Source organism: Streptomyces sp. NPDC088706 (assembly GCF_044752765.1).
In the GTDB taxonomy this organism is placed as follows: domain Bacteria; phylum Actinomycetota; class Actinomycetes; order Streptomycetales; family Streptomycetaceae; genus Streptomyces.
On sequence record NZ_JBIVLW010000003.1, the window covers coordinates 73064 to 88217 of the forward strand.

The 15154-nt window shown below is 72.3% G+C and carries 13 protein-coding genes and 1 tRNA gene; 8 read left to right on the forward strand and 6 right to left on the reverse strand.

All coding sequences use genetic code 11. From position 1 onward, the window contains the following. Positions 1-29: 29 nt before the first annotated feature. Positions 30-494, reverse strand: a complete 465-nt coding sequence (locus tag ACIQAK_RS09805) for a GatB/YqeY domain-containing protein (RefSeq protein ID WP_366388917.1) — start codon at positions 492-494, stop codon at positions 30-32. A gap of 79 nt (positions 495-573) precedes the next feature. Between ACIQAK_RS09805 and ACIQAK_RS09810 the strand changes: the two genes are divergently transcribed. Next, positions 574-1512, forward strand: coding sequence for a metallophosphoesterase (locus ACIQAK_RS09810; RefSeq protein ID WP_366388916.1), 939 nt, complete (start codon positions 574-576; stop codon positions 1510-1512). Between the two features lie 95 nt (positions 1513-1607). Further along, positions 1608-1681, forward strand: a tRNA-Pro gene (locus ACIQAK_RS09815). Positions 1682-1977: 296 nt separating this feature from the next. On the opposite strand, the gene ACIQAK_RS09820 is transcribed toward ACIQAK_RS09815, so the two are convergent. Further along, a complete protein-coding gene (locus ACIQAK_RS09820) occupies positions 1978-3213 on the reverse strand; it encodes a damage-control phosphatase ARMT1 family protein (protein ID WP_401847881.1) in 1236 nt (411 codons plus the stop codon). Positions 3214-3237: 24 nt separating this feature from the next. Then, positions 3238-4080, reverse strand: coding sequence for an ATP-binding cassette domain-containing protein (locus ACIQAK_RS09825; RefSeq protein ID WP_366388914.1), 843 nt, complete (start codon positions 4078-4080; stop codon positions 3238-3240). A 243-nt stretch (positions 4081-4323) separates the two neighbouring features. Here ACIQAK_RS09825 and ACIQAK_RS09830 point away from each other — a divergent pair, with 243 nt between their 5' ends. The 4 genes from ACIQAK_RS09830 to ACIQAK_RS09845 all read left to right on the forward strand — a co-directional run bounded on the left by ACIQAK_RS09830 (position 4324) and on the right by ACIQAK_RS09845 (position 8848). Beyond that, the gene (locus ACIQAK_RS09830) at positions 4324-5079 is read left to right on the forward strand and encodes an alpha/beta fold hydrolase (RefSeq protein ID WP_366388913.1); all 756 of its coding nucleotides are present in this window, start codon (positions 4324-4326) and stop codon (positions 5077-5079) included. A gap of 291 nt (positions 5080-5370) precedes the next feature. Further along, on the forward strand, positions 5371-6708 hold the full coding sequence (locus tag ACIQAK_RS09835; RefSeq protein WP_366388912.1) for a sensor domain-containing protein: 1338 nt from the start codon (positions 5371-5373) through the stop codon (positions 6706-6708). Positions 6709-6717: 9 nt separating this feature from the next. After that, positions 6718-7362, forward strand: a complete 645-nt coding sequence (locus ACIQAK_RS09840; RefSeq protein ID WP_366388911.1) for a response regulator transcription factor — start codon at positions 6718-6720, stop codon at positions 7360-7362. A gap of 679 nt (positions 7363-8041) precedes the next feature. Continuing rightward, a complete protein-coding gene (locus ACIQAK_RS09845) occupies positions 8042-8848 on the forward strand; it encodes an SGNH/GDSL hydrolase family protein (RefSeq protein WP_366388910.1) in 807 nt (268 codons plus the stop codon). A 56-nt stretch (positions 8849-8904) separates the two neighbouring features. On the opposite strand, the gene ACIQAK_RS09850 is transcribed toward ACIQAK_RS09845, so the two are convergent. Further along, positions 8905-9732 carry a class I SAM-dependent methyltransferase gene (locus ACIQAK_RS09850; protein ID WP_366388909.1) on the reverse strand — a complete coding sequence of 276 codons (828 nt, stop codon included), beginning with the start codon at positions 9730-9732 and terminating at the stop codon, positions 8905-8907. 124 nt (positions 9733-9856) lie between these two features. On the opposite strand from ACIQAK_RS09850, the gene ACIQAK_RS09855 reads away from it, so the two are divergent. Then, complete coding sequence (locus ACIQAK_RS09855) at positions 9857-11695, forward strand: prolyl oligopeptidase family serine peptidase (RefSeq protein ID WP_366388908.1); 1839 nt, start codon at positions 9857-9859, stop codon at positions 11693-11695. 62 nt (positions 11696-11757) lie between these two features. Beyond that, complete coding sequence (locus tag ACIQAK_RS09860; RefSeq protein ID WP_366388907.1) at positions 11758-12705, forward strand: SURF1 family protein; 948 nt, start codon at positions 11758-11760, stop codon at positions 12703-12705. A 123-nt stretch (positions 12706-12828) separates the two neighbouring features. Here the strand turns inward: ACIQAK_RS09860 and ACIQAK_RS09865 are convergent, their stop codons facing one another. Then, on the reverse strand, positions 12829-14349 hold the full coding sequence (locus ACIQAK_RS09865) for a hypothetical protein (RefSeq protein WP_366388906.1): 1521 nt from the start codon (positions 14347-14349) through the stop codon (positions 12829-12831). Next, on the reverse strand, positions 14346-14921 hold the full coding sequence (locus ACIQAK_RS09870) for a SigE family RNA polymerase sigma factor (protein WP_026237792.1): 576 nt from the start codon (positions 14919-14921) through the stop codon (positions 14346-14348). Before ACIQAK_RS09870 ends, ACIQAK_RS09865 begins: the two co-directional genes overlap by 4 nt. Positions 14922-15154: the final 233 nt, after the last annotated feature.

Genomic DNA, 15154 nt, shown 5'->3' on the forward strand with positions numbered 1-15154 from the left:
TCTGTGCTCCGCGGTACGCGTGTACGCGCTCAGCCCGCGAGGAGCTTCTTCACCGCGGCGGCGACCCGGCCGCCCTCGGCAAGGCCGGCCACCTTCGGGTTGACGATCTTCATGACGGCGCCCATCGCGCGCGGCCCCTCGGCGCCGGCGGCCTTCGCCTCCTCGACGGCGGACGTCACGACGGCGTTCAGCTCGTCGTCGGTGAGCTGCTTGGGCAGGTAGCCGTCGAGCAGCTCGCCCTCCGCCTTCTCCCGCTCCGCCTGCTCGGTCCGGCCGCCCTGGGCGAACGCCTCGGCCGCCTCGCGGCGCTTCTTCGCCTCCTTGGCGATCACCTTCTGCACCTCGTCGTCGGAGAGCTCGCGCGCCGACGTGCCGCTGACCTCCTCCTTGGTGATCGCGGTGAGGGTGAGCCGGAGCGTGGACGAGGTCAGCTCGTCACGCGCCTTCATGGCCGTGTGGAGGTCTTCCTTGAGCTTGGACTTGAGCGTGGTCATGCCGTGATTGTGACAGGTGCGGGGCGTGGGCCGCCCTCCGGTTTTCCGCACCCCGCGCCGGGTCTGCGACGATGGGCGCATGCGCGCACGTTACGGAGTACCCCTGAAAGTCACGGCAGTCGGTGCGGCGGTCGGTGCCGCCGGCCTCGCCTACGCCGCCGGATTCGAGGCCCGCTCGTTCCGTCTGCGGCGGGTCACCGTCCCCGTACTCCCGCACGGCGCACGTCCGTTGCGCGTCCTCCAGGTGTCCGACATCCACATGGTGAGCGGCCAGCGCAAGAAGCGCGCCTGGCTCCAGTCGCTGGCCGGGCTGCGCCCCGACTTCGTCGTGAACACGGGTGACAACCTCTCCGACCCGGAGGCCGTCCCCGAGGTGCTGGACGCGCTCGGCCCGCTGATGGAGTTCCCGGGGGTGTACGTCTTCGGCTCCAACGACTACTACGGGCCCAAGCTGCGCAACCCGGGCCGCTACCTCCTGGAGAAGGTCCACGGCAAGCACGGCCTCAACGGCAACGAGCCCGCGGTCGGTGTGGTGCACAACCCCTGGGAGCCGATGCGCGACGCCTTCGACGAGGTGGGCTGGCTGAACCTGACGAACACCCGCGACCGGCTGAAGCTGGACGGCATGGAGATCGCGTTCACGGGTCTGGACGACCCGCACATCAAGCGCGACCGCTACGCCGAGGTCAAGGGCGGCCCGGAGGCCGGCGCCGACCTCTCCATCGGCGTGGTCCACGCCCCGTACCTGCGCTCCCTGGACGCCTTCACGGCCGACGGCTACCCCCTCATCCTGGCAGGCCACACGCACGGCGGCCAGCTCTGCATCCCCTTCTACGGGGCTCTGGTCACCAACTGCGACCTGGACACCGACCGGGTCAAGGGCCTGTCAAGCCACACGGTGGGCGACCGGCGCGCCTACCTCCACGTCTCCGCGGGCTGCGGCACCAACCGCTACACCCCGGTCCGCTTCGCCTGCCCACCCGAGGTGACGCTGCTGACGCTGACGGGACGGGACTGAGGGGCGGGGGCCGGGACCGGGACCGGGAAAGCGGATTTCGCCTCCGGCCGCGGGTGGGCTAAAGTAATCGATGTCGCCGGGAGACCGGTGGGCATCGGGGTGTAGCGCAGCTTGGCAGCGCGCTTCGTTCGGGACGAAGAGGTCGTGGGTTCAAATCCCGCCACCCCGACAGCTGAAATACCAGGTCAGGGCTTGATCCGCTTAGTGGATCAAGCCCTGACCCTTTTCCGGGTTCATCTTGGGAGCCGTTTGGGAGCCGGTCGATCACCGGTGCGGCTGCGGTGTACCACCGGCCCGGAGCCGACGATCTGTCCCGTGCTGGGCCAGGAGAACCTCCTCGGTACCAAGGTCCTCCGGCAGGGTCCTGTGGGCGTGGCGCAGCCCACTGGCGGGGCTGCGCGGGGCGACGTTCAACCGGTCGCCGAGACGGACAGGTTCGTCTCGGTCTGGACCCGCATCTGGGCGTCAACGATTTCCTCGCACCTGGATCAGTGCGTGAGTGCCACTGGTGCGCCAGGCATCCCCGGACCGCTCGAGAGCGTCCATCGTGGCCTCCTCCAGGCCGACGACGACGTCGGACTTCAGGGTCCGGAGCGCCGCGACGGCCCCCGGGAAGTACGTGGTGAGGCCCGCGAAGGACGCGCTGGCGTCCCACGATCGGTCGCCCACCAGGCGTCGGTAGTTGAGGTCGCCCTTCAGGACGGTGAGCGCGGCGCTCCCGAACTCGCCGCGAAGGTCCTCAGGCATCTCCCCGTACGGCTGCGGAGCGCAGAAGAACGGGTGGGTGCGGACCTCCAGGCTTCCTGCCGCCATGGCCTCCCACAGCCGGCTGCCGATCCTGCCGGCTTCACCGGGCGCCTCGTTGAGGCGGCGGAGGCAGTCGACGACGTCAGCGGTCATGGCGTCGGAGACGTAGTAGGGGTAGGGCTTGACGTGAAGCACGACCCGGGCGGCATGCCGCTGTTCGAGGAAGTGGTCGATGAGGATGAGGTCGGGGATCAGCTCCCGACCCGCGTTGTCCGCCACCACGGCGACCGTAGCGCCCGCTCCGACGGGCAGAAGCTGCCACAGCAGGACACTGTCGTCGGTGACCAGTGCGGGGGTGGTGACGTCTCCGACCTCCGGCTCCCCCGCCGCGACGCGGAAGCCGAGGTCCGCGCGGTTGCCCCAGAGCGAGGCGTGCAGCAAGGCCGTGGCCCGCTCCCCGGCCGGCACATTCGCCAGGGCGTCCAGGGCGTGCAGTTCCTCTTCCACCGCGTCGCCTCCCAGCTCGGCCTGCTTGAACGGCGCGAACGGATCGACCCCCCGCCATGGGCCGGTGCCGAAGTACCCGACCGCACCGAGGAGCCTGCGGTAGAAGTAGCTCTCCGCCCACAGGAACGGAGCGTCGTACCACGAGCGGCCGAAGTACTCCTGCCCCGAGACCGCCCAGCGCTCATGGTCGCGTTCCGCTGGGGCAAGCGGTTCGACGACGCCGTTGGTGATCTCGTCCAGCAGGGCATCGAGGGCCTCGTGCTGGCGCGGGCCGTACGGGAAGGCCTCTCGCACCTGCTGGACCAGGGCAGGATGGCGCTTGGCCAGCACACCCCAGGCGAACGAACCGGGCTCGTCGCTCCGGATGACGAGAGCATCCGACGCGGCGGCCGACGTGGAGGCGCGGCCTGCCTCTGCATCCGCGGCGCCGGAGGTCTTCTCTGCCATGGTGTCCGAGCCTTCCCTTCTCGCTCATGTGTCAGTGATCCCCCGGGCGACGACGCCGGGTTCACCCTGCTCGGCTCGTGCGCCTCCATGGTCGCCTACCCGCTGCTGCTGATCCGGTCCACCGGTTCGGCGGCCGGACCGCTCCTCGTGGTCGGTGACACCGCCGCCATCAGCGACCAGCTCGCCAAGGAGAAGGTCATGAGCGACAGCGACTCCCCGGCGGGGGCCGGGTGCCGGCAGCGGACGGCGGTGTACGTGTCCGGCAGGGCGCGCGAGGCCCGCCGCCGCGCGTGCGGCGGGCCCGCCCAGGACCGGCCGACGATCACCACGTCGGCCGCCGCGATCCCCCGCCCGATAGCGGGCCCTCACTCGCGCATGCCCGCCAGTTCGACCGGCCGGACGCGCAGCGCGAACGACGCGGGCAGTACCGCCGGACAACTCGCTGGGCCGGTGCCCGGCCCGCTCGCGCAGGCCCACCTTCTCCAGCACGTCCAGGACATCGTTCCGCTTGGGGCCGCGGCCGGCGAGTCGCAGCGGCAGCGCCACGTTCTGCTCGGCGGTGAGCGAGGGCAGCAGGTTGAACGCCTGGAAGACGAAACCGATGCGGTCCCGCCGCAGCAGCGTGAGCTTCTTCTCGCTCAGCTTGCTCAGGTCGGTCTCCCCGAGAAGCACCTGGCCGCCGGTCGGTCGGTCCAGACCCGCAGTGCACTGGAGGAAGGTCGACTGGCCGGAGCCGGAGGGCCCCATGACGGCGGTGAACGTGCCGCGGGGAATGTCCAGGGAGACGTTGTCCAGGGCGGTCACGGCGCTCGCGCCTTTGCCGTAGGAGCGAGTGACCGAACGGAGTCGGACGGCTGCTTGATTCATGGTGTCCACTCAACCGGGCCCGGACCTGGCGCACATCGCAGCCGGCCGGAGTCTTCGGCGTGGAGGTAACTCCACCCTGCTGTGCACGGTGTCCCCACCGGGCGGGAAAATGGCAGGACCCGGAGGCGACAGGAACTCGCGCGGGCAGCCTCCTGCCGCGGGCCCGGTCAGGTCACCGCGGTGCCGGCCCGCACCATGGGGGGACGGACACGGCCACCGCGGGTGGCGGGAAGGCGGCTCGGAATGACGGTCATCAGCAGGGGAACGGCGGGCAAGTGGTTCCGGAGGTACCCGGCGCGGAGCGGGGCACCCCGGTTGCGCCTGGTCTGCCTGCCGCACGCCGGCGGCACCGCGACGCTGTTCCACGGCTGGGCGGGCCTGCTGCCCGACGCCGTGGAGGTCCTGGCCACCCAGTACCCCGGCCGCCAGGAACGGTTCCGCGAACCGTGCGCCTCGTCCATGACGGAGCTGGCCGACGCGATCACCGACGCGCTGGAGCCCGAACTAGATGTGCCGGTCGCCTTCTTCGGCCACAGCCTCGGCTCGGCCGTCGCCTACGAGGTGGCCCGCCGCATCGACGACCGCCACGGCGTCGTCCCCGTACGGGTCGTCGTCTCGGGCCGGGGAGCCCCGCACACCGAGCGCGCCGGCGGCACCCTGCATCTGCTCGACGACGAACGCCTCGTCGCCGCGGCCCGCCGCCTGGGTGATGTGGGCTCCGCCGTCTACGACGACCCGGACCTGCGTCCGCTGCTCCTGCCCTCGCTGCGCGCCGACTTCCGGATCATCGAGACCTACCGGCCCCTCGACGCGACCCCGCTGCGCGCTCCGGTGACAGCCGTCGGCGGCACGGCCGATCCGGGCTGCACCCTTCCGGAACTGCTGTCCTGGTCGGCGCTGACTACGGATTCGTACGAGCACCGGCTGTTTCCCGGGGACCACTTCTACCTGGTCCCACAGGAAGAGGCACTGGTGCGCTTCCTCGCCGAACGGCTCTGACCCGGACGCCGCCGGCCACGGTGGGCCCCCTCGCACAGGCACGGCGGGCCCCTCGCACAGGCACGGTGGGCTCCCTCGCACAGGCACGGTGGGCCCCCTCGCACAGGCACGGCGGGCCCCCGCGTACAGGCACGGCGGGCCCCCTCGTACAGGCACGGGTGGCTGCCCACTGCCCCCGTCCGACCTCGCGGGTTTCGCACCTGGTGGCCGTCCTCACGGGGAGCCCGCTACCGGTCCGATGGTGGAGCTGGCTGGGTGGTCCGCGCGATACGGGCCTCATATCGTGCCCCCATGCACTCACCCAGCCTCTGGCAGGCCCTGCACCAGCGCCGGTACCTCCACAGCGGCTGGCCGTGGCGCTGCGCCCTGTACTTCCTGACCAGCGTGCCGCTGGGCGCCGCTCTGCTGGTCTGTCTGCTCGTCCTCGCGCTGGCCGGCAGCCTGCTGACCGTGGTCCTCGTCGGGGTGCCTCTCCTGCTGACACTGGTCCTCGCCGGGCTGCCGGTCGCGCATGTGGAGCGGCGCCGGCTGCGCCTGATCGATCCGGCCGTGCCGCTGGCCGACGCCCACCAGGACCCGCCGCGCACCGGGCCCGCCGCCTGGCTGCGCACCCGCCTCCAGAAGCGCTCCACCTGGCGGGAGTTGGGTTACGCCCTCCTCTTCGGCTGTCTCCTGTGGCCCCTGGAGGCAGCCGTCATCGGCACGGTCCTCGGCGTAAGCGGGGGGCTGATATCCACCCCCCTGGTCATGGCCACGGCCGGCGGCGGCGAGGAGGCACGCGTCATCAAGCTATGGCTGGTCCACTCCTACCCGGCGGCGTTCGCCGTCGCCCTGGCCGGGCTGCTCCTGCTCCCCCTGCTGGCCTACCCGCTCGGCCTGCTCGCCGTGGGACGCGCACAGCTCACCCGCCTCCTGCTGGATGCGTCGCCCCATCAGGACGACGTACGGGTCGCGGAGTTGAGCCGGTCGCGGATGCGCCTGGTGACCGCCTTCGAGGCCGAGCGCCGCCGTATCGAACGCGACCTGCACGACGGCGCCCAGCAGCGCCTGGTCGCCCTGTCGATGCGACTGGGCCTGGCGCGCCTCGACGCCCGCGAGGAGCCCCTCGCCGGGCTGCTCGCCGAGGCCCATGGCGAGGCCCAGGCCGCCCTGGTCGAGCTGCGGGAGCTGATCCAGGGCATCCACCCCCGCGTCCTCACCGACCGGGGCCTGGCCGCGGCCATCGAGGACATCGCCGACCGCTCCCCGGTCCCCGTCGACCTCGATCTCGACTTGCCCCACCGTTTTCTCGAAGCGGTCGAGTCCGCCGTCTACTTCGCGGTGTTCGAGGCATTGGCGAACGTGGCCAAGCACAGCCGGGCCACCCGGGTCACCGTCGAGGCCCGCGTCGACCAGGGCCAACTCGTCGTCCACGTACGGGACAACGGCGTGGGGGGCGCGGATGAGGCCGACGGCACCGGGCTGGAGGGGGTCGCGGATCGCATCTCGGTCCTGGGCGGGCATTTGCTAGTGTCCTCACCGTCCGGCGGGCCCACGGTCTTCCGTCTCCTCGTGCCCTGCACCCCGGCTGCGGACCGCCGACTCGACGCACCGACGGCCCGACGCCCTGACAGCCCGATAGCCCGATAGAGGAACCTGATGTTGCGCATCGTGCTGGCCGAGGACAGCGTGCTGCTGCGGGAGGGTCTCGTCGGCCTCATGGAGCGCTTCGGCCACCAGGTCCTCGCCGGCGTCGGCACCGCCGACGAACTCACGGCAGCCGTCGCCGAGCACGACCCCGACATCGTCGTCACCGATGTACGGATGCCGCCCGGCTTCTCCGACGAGGGGCTGCGGGCCGCGCTGCGGCTGCGCGAGAAGAACCCCCGGCTGCCCATCCTCGTCCTCAGCCAGTACGTCCAGCGCGCCTACGCCGAAGAGCTGCTCGACTCCTCCGACGGCACCCACGTCGGCTACCTCCTCAAGGAACGCGTCGGCAACGTGGAGGAGTTCGTGGAAGCCCTCCAGCGGGTGGCCGCCGGCGCGACCGTCGTCGACCCCGAAGTGGTCCGCCAGCTCCTGCGCCACCGCCGCGACCCGCTCGCCAAACTGACCCCCCGTGAACAGGAGGTCCTCGCGCTGATGGCCGAGGGCCGGTCCAACGCGTCCGTCGCCCGCTCCCTGCACGTCAGCGAGGGCACCGTCAGCAAGCACTTCGGCTCCGTCCTCACCAAACTGGACCCGAGCCTGTCCGACGCCACCAACCGGCGGGTGCTCGCCGTCCTGGCCTACCTGCGCGGCTGACTCTCCGGGACGGCGCGGGGCGACACCTCGTCCGTCCGGGACGACTCAGCCGGCGATCCGGCCCCGCTCGGCAGATGGCGTGCCGAACGGGAAGTGCCTGCACGCCCCCGGACGGCTCCTCAGAGTCACCATCACCCGTCTGCTGGTGCGCACCGAGACCCCAGCTTGCGGGCGATCACCTCGCCGAACCGCGCCGCCCGCTACCGAACAGGGACTGTCTTCCCTGGACGGCGCCGCCGGTGCGCACGGTGGAGCTGGTGGTCGACACCGTCCTGGACGCCGTCGCCCCCTGAGCGGTGAGACCGACGGCGACCTGCCCTGGACCCGCTGCCCCGTTGACCCACCGGGCCCGCGTCACGGCGGCGCGGGCCCGCCGGTACGTCGACAGGGTTGAGCCTTTCGGTTGGAGTCGAGGCCCGCAAGCGGGCTCCCGCTCCCCTTCCCACGGGCGGTGCCGGGGCTTGCGGAGAGGTGCACGACGACACAGAATTTCCTCGATCGGGCGCGTAACGTCACGCAGTTGAGGGTTTATCAACGCGGGGACCATGACCCCCCTTCCGGTCATCCGGGCATATCAGACGACTTCTTACGTGGGCATTACCGGCGGGTACCGCGAGCTGCTAGAAACTGCATCGCTCCAACCCTCCACCCACCCCCCACACTTCGAAGGTCGGCAACCATGTCCGTACGCAGGTTCTGGGCATCCCTGTCCACGCTCGCACTCGCCGCCACGGCCGCTCTCGGTGTCGCCGGGACCGCCGTCGCGGCGGACTCGTCCGCAGCAGGCGGCTATGTCGCGCTCGGCGACTCCTACTCCTCCGGCGTCGGCGCCGGGGCCCATCTCCCCGACAGCGGCGACTGCCGACGCAGCGCCAATGCCTATCCGCAGCTGTGGGCGGCGGCGAACTCCCCCACCTCGTTCGCCTTCGCCGCCTGCTCGGGCGCCACCACCGCCTCCGTCGCAAGCGGCCAGCTCAGCGCGCTGAACGCGTCCACCGCGCTGGTCAGCGTGACGGCCGGGGGCAACGATGTCGGGTTCGCCGACGTCATGCAGGACTGCGTGCTGGGGAGCGAGGCCACCTGCATCAGCAGCGTGAACGCCGCGGTCGCCGAGATGAACGGCTCCCTGCCCAGGAGCCTCGACGCGCTGTACGGGGCCATCCGCGCGGGCGCTCCCACCGCCCAGGTCGTCGTCCTCGGATATCCGCGCTTCTACCAGCTGTCGGGCAGCTGCGTCGCCGGGCTCACCGAGACGGAGCGGGCCGCGATCAACGACGCGTCGGACGTGCTGAACGGGGTGCTCGCCAAGCGGGCCGCCGATGCCGGGTTCACCTTCTCTAGCGTCGTCGACGAGTTCACCGGGCATGAGCTGTGCTCCGGCGACGCCTGGCTCCACAGCGTGACCGTGCCCGTCCACAACTCCTACCACCCCACCGTCACCGGGCAGTCGGGCGGCTATCTGCCTGCTTTCCGGTCGGCGCTGTAGTACCAGCCCGGTAGCCGCGCGCCCCCGAAGGCCCCCGTGCGGCCTGCTCGCACGGCTCAGGGGCGCGTCGCCTTGATCGAGTACATCAGCGGGATGCGTGGACGGTCCGCCGGGAAGCGGTAGTGGCCGTCCACGTGGCGCTCCAGCGTGCCGAAGCGCGCGAAGAGCGACACGTCGTGCTCGTGGAGGAACTCGATCCGCAGGCCGGCCGCCGCGAGCGCCGTCACCACCTCGCCCACCGGGTGCTGCCACTCGACGCTGCGGTTGTGCACGGTCGGCGCGTCGAAGTCGGCGTACGTCCCGGGGGTCTCGTCCACCCAGGCCTCGCGGCTGAAGTAGTCGTGGGTGACGACCGAGCCGGTGCCGTCGTCCAGCGTGTCGGTGAGGGGGTGGAACTCCGCCAGGTAGAGGAATCCGCCGGGCGTCACCAGCGAGGCCGCGGTCTCGGCCCAGCGCTCCATGTCCGGCAGCCAGTTCAGCGCGCCCACCCCCGTGTAGACGATGTCGTACGAGGAGTCGGGGACGGCCGTCGGCGCGTCGTACACATCGGCCGCCACGAACGCCGCGCGTTCCGGACCGAGCCCCAGCGACTCCGCCAGGCCGCGGGCGGTCTCCACGGCGGGCTCGGAAAAATCCAGGCCCACCACCTGCGCGGCGCCGTGCCGCGCCCAGGACAGGGTGTCGAGGCCGATGTGGCACTGGAGGTGCAGCAGGCTCCTGCCCATCACATCGCCGACCTCCGACAGCTCGAACGGGCGCAGGGCGTCCTTGCCCGCCCGGAACGCCTCCAGGTCGTAGAAGTCGCTCGCCGCGTGTATCGGCACACGCTCGTCCCAGCGTGCGCGGTTGGCGTCCTGCCAGTCGTCCGGAGTCGGGGAGTACATATCCGAAAAGTTACCCACAGGGCGGGAACGGGGCGACCGGCTATCCCCAGGCAGGCGAGGCCGGTCCGATCATCACAGGGGGGTTGTGGACAGCGTTCCCCGCCCGGACGGGCGATCGGGTTGGATGGAGGGCATGAGCGAATCAGAGAACGCCTCGACCATGCCGGAGTGGGAGCAGCGATTCCGCGCGCCCAGGGTGTCCCTGCCCGACTGGGCCGAGGACGCGCCTGACCGCTCGCTCTTCGTCTCCAACGCCACCGGCACCTACGAGCTGTACGCGTGGGACCGTGCGAGCGGGCGGCAGCGCCAGGTGACCGACCGGCCCAACGGCACCACCGACGGCGTGCTGACGCCGGACGGTGAGGCCATCTGGTGGTTCAGCGACACCGACGGGGACGAGTTCGGCGTGTGGATGCGCCAGCCCTTCGGCGGCGGGGAGGACGAGCCCGCCGCCCCGGGCCTCGCCCCCTCGTATCCGGCGGGCCTCGCCATCGGGCGCGACGGGACCGCCGTGATCGGCCGCTCCACCGACGAGGACGGCACCACCATTCACCTGGTGCGGCAGCCGGGCGCCGGGAGTGGCGAGGGGCCCGCCGAGATCTACCGGCACCGGGAGTCCGCCGGCGTCGGGGACCTGTCGTACGACGGGACACTCATCGCCATCGAGCACACCGAGCACGGTGATGCCATGCACTCCGCGCTGCGCGTGGTGCGTCCGGACGGCACCACGGTGGCCGAGCTGGACGACACCGACGGCGGCACCAAGGAGCTCGGGCTCGCCGTGCTGGGCTTCGCGCCGGTGGCCGGTGACCCCCGGCTGCTGGTCGGGCACCAGCGCCGGGGCCGCTGGGAGCCGATGATCTGGGACCCGGTCGCGGGCACGGAGACCGCGCTCCCCGTCGACCTGCCCGGTGACGTGGGTGCCGAGTGGTATCCGGACGGCTCCGCCCTGCTCATCGAGCACGACTTCGAGGCCCGCAGCGAGCTGTGGCGGTACGAGCCGGGGACCGCGGGCCCCGTCCGTGTCGAGACGCCTGCCGGGACGGTGTCCGGTGCCACGGCCCGCCCGGACGGCACCGTGGAGTACTTCTGGTCCTCGGCCGCGCAGCCGCCCGTGGTGCGGTCGACCAGCGGCTCGGTGGTCCTGGACCCGCCGGGCGCCAAGGCCCCGGCGTCGGTGGCCGTCGAAGACGCGTGGGTGGAGGGGCCCGGCGGTCGCGTCCACGCCCTCGTGCAGAAGCCCGCCACCGGCGACGGGCCCTTCCCCACCGTCTTCGAGATCCATGGCGGCCCGACCTGGCACGACAGCGACGCCTTCGCCTCCGGCCCGGCGGCCTGGGTGGACCACGGCTTCGCCGTCGTGCGGGTCAACTACCGCGGCTCCACCGGATACGGCCGCGCCTGGACGGACGCGCTCAAGCACCGGGTCGGCCTGATCGAGCTGGAGGACATCGCCGCCGTGCGGGACTGGTCGGTGGAGTCCGGGCTCGCGGACCCGCGGCGGCTGGTCCTGGCCGGAGGGTCCTGGGGCGGCTATCTCACCCTGCTCGGCCTCGGCACCCAGCCCGACGCCTGGGCCCTGGGCCTGGCCGCCGTGCCGGTCGCGGACTACGTCACGGCGTACCACGACGAGATGGAGGCCCTGAAGGCGATGGACCGCACCCTGCTGGGCGGCACGCCGGAGGAGGTGCCCGAGCGGTTCGAGGCCTCGTCCCCGCTGAGTTACGTCGACGCGGTGCGCGCCCCCGTCTACATCTCGGCGGGCGTCAACGATCCGCGGTGCCCCATCCGTCAGGTGGAGAACTACGTGGACCGCCTCGCGGCCCGCGGCGCGGTGCACGAGGTCTACCGGTACGACGCCGGGCACGGTTCGCTCGTGGTGGAGGAGCGCATCAAGCAGGTGCGGCTGGAGCTGGAGTTCGCCTTGAAGCACCTGGGGGGCGGTGACGTCCAGGGGGCGTAAGAGGCGGATAAAGGGGCGACCCCGCTCCGGGTGGCCGGAGCGGGGAACCGTACCGTGGAGGGGTGTACCGGTTCCTGCTGACCCCGCGATGGTGGGGGATCAACCTCTTCGTCGTGCTGGCCATCCCGTTCTGCGTGTTCATGGGCACCTGGCAGCTCGGCCGCTTCGAGGACCGTGTGCAGTCGCACGAGCAGGCGGAGCAGCAGCCCGATCCGAGCACCCGGGCCGCGAAACCGCTGGACGAGCTGCTGCCCGTCGACAAGGTCACGTCCGGCCGCCCGGCCACGGCGACCGGGACGTACGCCGACCAGTTCCTGGTGCCCGGCCGTGAGCTCGACGACCGCCGGGGCTTCTACGTCCTGAACCTCCTGCGCACCGAGGGCGGCAAGGCCCTGCCGGTGGTACGCGGCTGGCTGCCCGGCACTGCGGGCAGCGTCCCCGTACCCGCCGCGCCGCAGGGCGAGGTCACGGTGACCGGGGACCTCCAGGCCTCCGAGAACATCCACAGCGACGGCGTCGACGCCAGGGGCGGACTCCCTGCGGGCCAGCTCGGCATGATCAGCGCCGCGTCCCTGGTGAATCTCGTCGACTACGACGTGTACGACGCCTGGGTGACGCTGCCCGAGACGGAGGCGGGTGGTACGGGCGGCGCGATGCGGCCGGTCCCCGCGGCCGCCCCGGCGGGCAGCGGTCTCGACCTGAAGGCGTTCCAGAACCTGGGATACACCGGCGAGTGGTTCGTCTTCGCCGCGTTCGTGCTCTTCATGTGGTTCCGGCTGGTCCGCCGCGAGGCCGAGGCCGCCCGCGACATCGCCCTCGGGCTGGTCCCGGAAGGCGGGGAGGCGGGAGAGGCCGAGGAGGCGGGAGCGGCCGGGGAGGCGGGAGCGGCCGGGGAGGCGGGAGCGGCCGGGGAGGCGGGAGCGGCCGGGGAGGCGGGAGCGGCCGGGGAGGCGGGGGAGGCCGAGGCCGGACCGGCGCCCCGGACCCCGGAGAGCGCACCCGGCTCGTAACCCCGGAGACCGCGCCCGGTTCGTAGGCGGGGCGGGGCGGGGCAGCCTGGGCCGGTCCCGGCCACAGGTCTCGGCCTCACGTCCCGGCCACAGGTCCCGGCCTCACGTCCCGGCCGGGCCGGGCTACGAGGTGGCCAGGACGCCCGTCCGGTAGATCGTGCCCGAGCAGGCGTTGCCGATCGTCGTCTCGGCCGTGGGCGCGCCCGTCTCCGGTGTGTGCGTCACGGAGATGCTGCCGTCCGCCGTACCGCCGTCCTGGTGCAGCGACTGCGGGTCGCCGCCGGACGGGCCGGAGCCCTCGCCCGTCGACCCCCCGGTGCCCTCCGACAGGGTGGGGCTGGGTGAGGGGGGCACGGTCGGACAGGTGTCGGCCGGCACCCAGGCGAACTGAACCTCGTACGCCATGGACGGTTTCAGCAGCACCGTGCCCGGCTCCTGCGAGGGGTCCGGGAGGCCGGGGGCCGCGTCGCCCGCCGTGTGCTGGATCACGTTGATCTTGAGCGGGTCGGCGGCGCCGAGGGCGGTGACGCCGACGGTGCCGTTGCTGCTGACCGTGCATTCCGTGCCGGACACGTTGGCGATCTTGAAGCTGCCGTACACCGTGCCCGCGGCGTCCGGGTCGCCCGCGCCCGCGGAGGCGACGCCGAGCTGGCCCGGGTCGCAGGCCGGCAGGGAGGCGAAGTCCACCCGTGGGGGCACGGGGACCCCGCCCGTCGTGGCACCGTCCGCCGGGTCCTGTGCGCTGTCCGAGGAGGGGCTGCCGGACGGGTCCGGGTCGCCGGTGCCGCCCCGGCTCTTGTGGTCGGTAGGCTCCACGGTCCGGTCGCCCGGGGCTTGCGGACCGGGCTCCTCCCCGTTGCCGCCCTGGGCCTGCTCGCCGTGTCCGGCGATGGCGGGGAGCGCGGTGGAGGGGCCGTCCGAGTTCGCCACGTGCACGAAGGCGGGGACCGCGGTGCCGATCAGCAGCGCCGCAGCGGCCGCGCCGACGACGGCCTGCCGCCGGCGGGCGCGCCGGGCGGGCACCGCGCGCTGCAGATGCTCCAGGGTCCGGTCGGAGGGTTCGAGGTCCCCCACCGCACCGTGCAGCATCCGGCGCAGGACGGCCTCGTCCAGTTCACCGTCGCTGCCGACGCCGATGGCACCAGGGCTGCCAGGGCCCTCGCCGGCACCGCGTCCGCCCCGACCTCGCCCGAAGAGGTCGGTGAGCGTACCGGCGAGGTCAGCACGGCCGTCGACGGCGAGGCCGTCGTCGGAGCGGCCCCCGTCGGCACGGCTTTCGCCGGAACGGCCCTCGTCAGCACGGCCCCCGTCGGCCTGGCTTTCGCCGGAACGGCCCCCGTCAGCACGTCCCCCATCGGCCTGGCTTTCGTCGGAACGGCCGTCGTCGGAACGGCTTTCGTCGGAGCGGCCCCCGTCGGCACGGCCCTCGTCAGCACCATCCGCTCGCGGCGGCGCGGGCGAGGGCTCCGGTTGCGGGCTCTCGTCCGGCTCCGGTTGCGGGCTCTCGTCCGGTTCGGACCGCGCGCTCTCGTCGTGCGGACCGTCCGGTCGGTCCGCATCGGTGTGCGGAGTCTTCTCCGGCCCGTGGTTCACCATTCCGTTTCCCGTCGGGTCGTTCTCGTGCCTGTGCTCGGGCCCGCTCATGCCTGGGCCTCCATCACGACGCGCAGCGCCGCGATTCCGCGCGAACCGTACGCCTTCACCGAGCCCAGCGAAACTCCCAGCGTCTCCGCGACCTGGGCCTCCGTCATGTCGGCGAAATAGCGCAGCACCAGCACCTCGCGCTGGCGTCGCTGGAGCCCCTTCATGGCCTTGATCAGCGCGTCCCGCTCCAGCTGGTCGTAGGCGCCCTCCTCCGCGCTCGCCATGTCCGGCATGGGCTTGGACAGCAGCTTCAGCCCGAGGATGCGGCGGCGCAGCGCGGAGCGCGAGAGGTTGACGACGGTCTGGCGGAGGTAGGCCAGGGTCTTCTCGGGCTCCCGGACGCGGTTGCGCGCGGAGTGCACGCGGATGAACGCCTCCTGCACCACGTCCTCGCAGGACGCGGTGTCGTCCAGCAGCAGGGCCGCGAGGCCGAGCAGTGAACGGTAGTGGGCGCGGTAGGTCTCGGTGAGATGGTCGACCGTGGTTCCAGCTGCCACCGTCTCCTCAGCACCCCCGCGTTGCGAGGGCAGCTGGGCGGGGCGCGCAGCGGGCATGGGCGCGATCACCGGCATGCCGCCGGGCGCGCGGGGCCGCCGGAGCGGACGCACGGTCGCGCCTCGCAACGGGCCCACCACGGTGATGTCGAGAACCTCTGCCACGCCTGTTGGACACGCTGCCCCCCGTCAGGGTTGTACGCGTACGGCGCCACGTTCGGCGCTGAGCGACATGCCCTCATACGTACCTGCTCTTCCCCAAATGCCCCGTAATTGCGTCCCGTCACGCGAGAAGTGACGGCATAGACGCG

What these genes read in the sequence shown, in the direction of transcription:
- ACIQAK_RS09805 (WP_366388917.1), bottom strand. Translation starts at nt 494, where the DNA reads ATGACCACGCTCAAGTCCAAGCTCAAGGAAGACCTCCACACGGCCATG.
- ACIQAK_RS09810 (WP_366388916.1), top strand. Translation starts at nt 574, where the DNA reads ATGCGCGCACGTTACGGAGTACCCCTGAAAGTCACGGCAGTCGGTGCG.
- ACIQAK_RS09820 (WP_401847881.1), bottom strand. Translation starts at nt 3,213, where the DNA reads ATGGCAGAGAAGACCTCCGGCGCCGCGGATGCAGAGGCAGGCCGCGCC.
- ACIQAK_RS09825 (WP_366388914.1), bottom strand. Translation starts at nt 4,080, where the DNA reads ATGAATCAAGCAGCCGTCCGACTCCGTTCGGTCACTCGCTCCTACGGC.
- ACIQAK_RS09830 (WP_366388913.1), top strand. Translation starts at nt 4,324, where the DNA reads ATGACGGTCATCAGCAGGGGAACGGCGGGCAAGTGGTTCCGGAGGTAC.
- ACIQAK_RS09835 (WP_366388912.1), top strand. Translation starts at nt 5,371, where the DNA reads ATGCACTCACCCAGCCTCTGGCAGGCCCTGCACCAGCGCCGGTACCTC.
- ACIQAK_RS09840 (WP_366388911.1), top strand. Translation starts at nt 6,718, where the DNA reads ATGTTGCGCATCGTGCTGGCCGAGGACAGCGTGCTGCTGCGGGAGGGT.
- ACIQAK_RS09845 (WP_366388910.1), top strand. Translation starts at nt 8,042, where the DNA reads ATGTCCGTACGCAGGTTCTGGGCATCCCTGTCCACGCTCGCACTCGCC.
- ACIQAK_RS09850 (WP_366388909.1), bottom strand. Translation starts at nt 9,732, where the DNA reads ATGTACTCCCCGACTCCGGACGACTGGCAGGACGCCAACCGCGCACGC.
- ACIQAK_RS09855 (WP_366388908.1), top strand. Translation starts at nt 9,857, where the DNA reads ATGGAGGGCATGAGCGAATCAGAGAACGCCTCGACCATGCCGGAGTGG.
- ACIQAK_RS09865 (WP_366388906.1), bottom strand. Translation starts at nt 14,349, where the DNA reads ATGAGCGGGCCCGAGCACAGGCACGAGAACGACCCGACGGGAAACGGA.
- ACIQAK_RS09870 (WP_026237792.1), bottom strand. Translation starts at nt 14,921, where the DNA reads ATGCCGGTGATCGCGCCCATGCCCGCTGCGCGCCCCGCCCAGCTGCCC.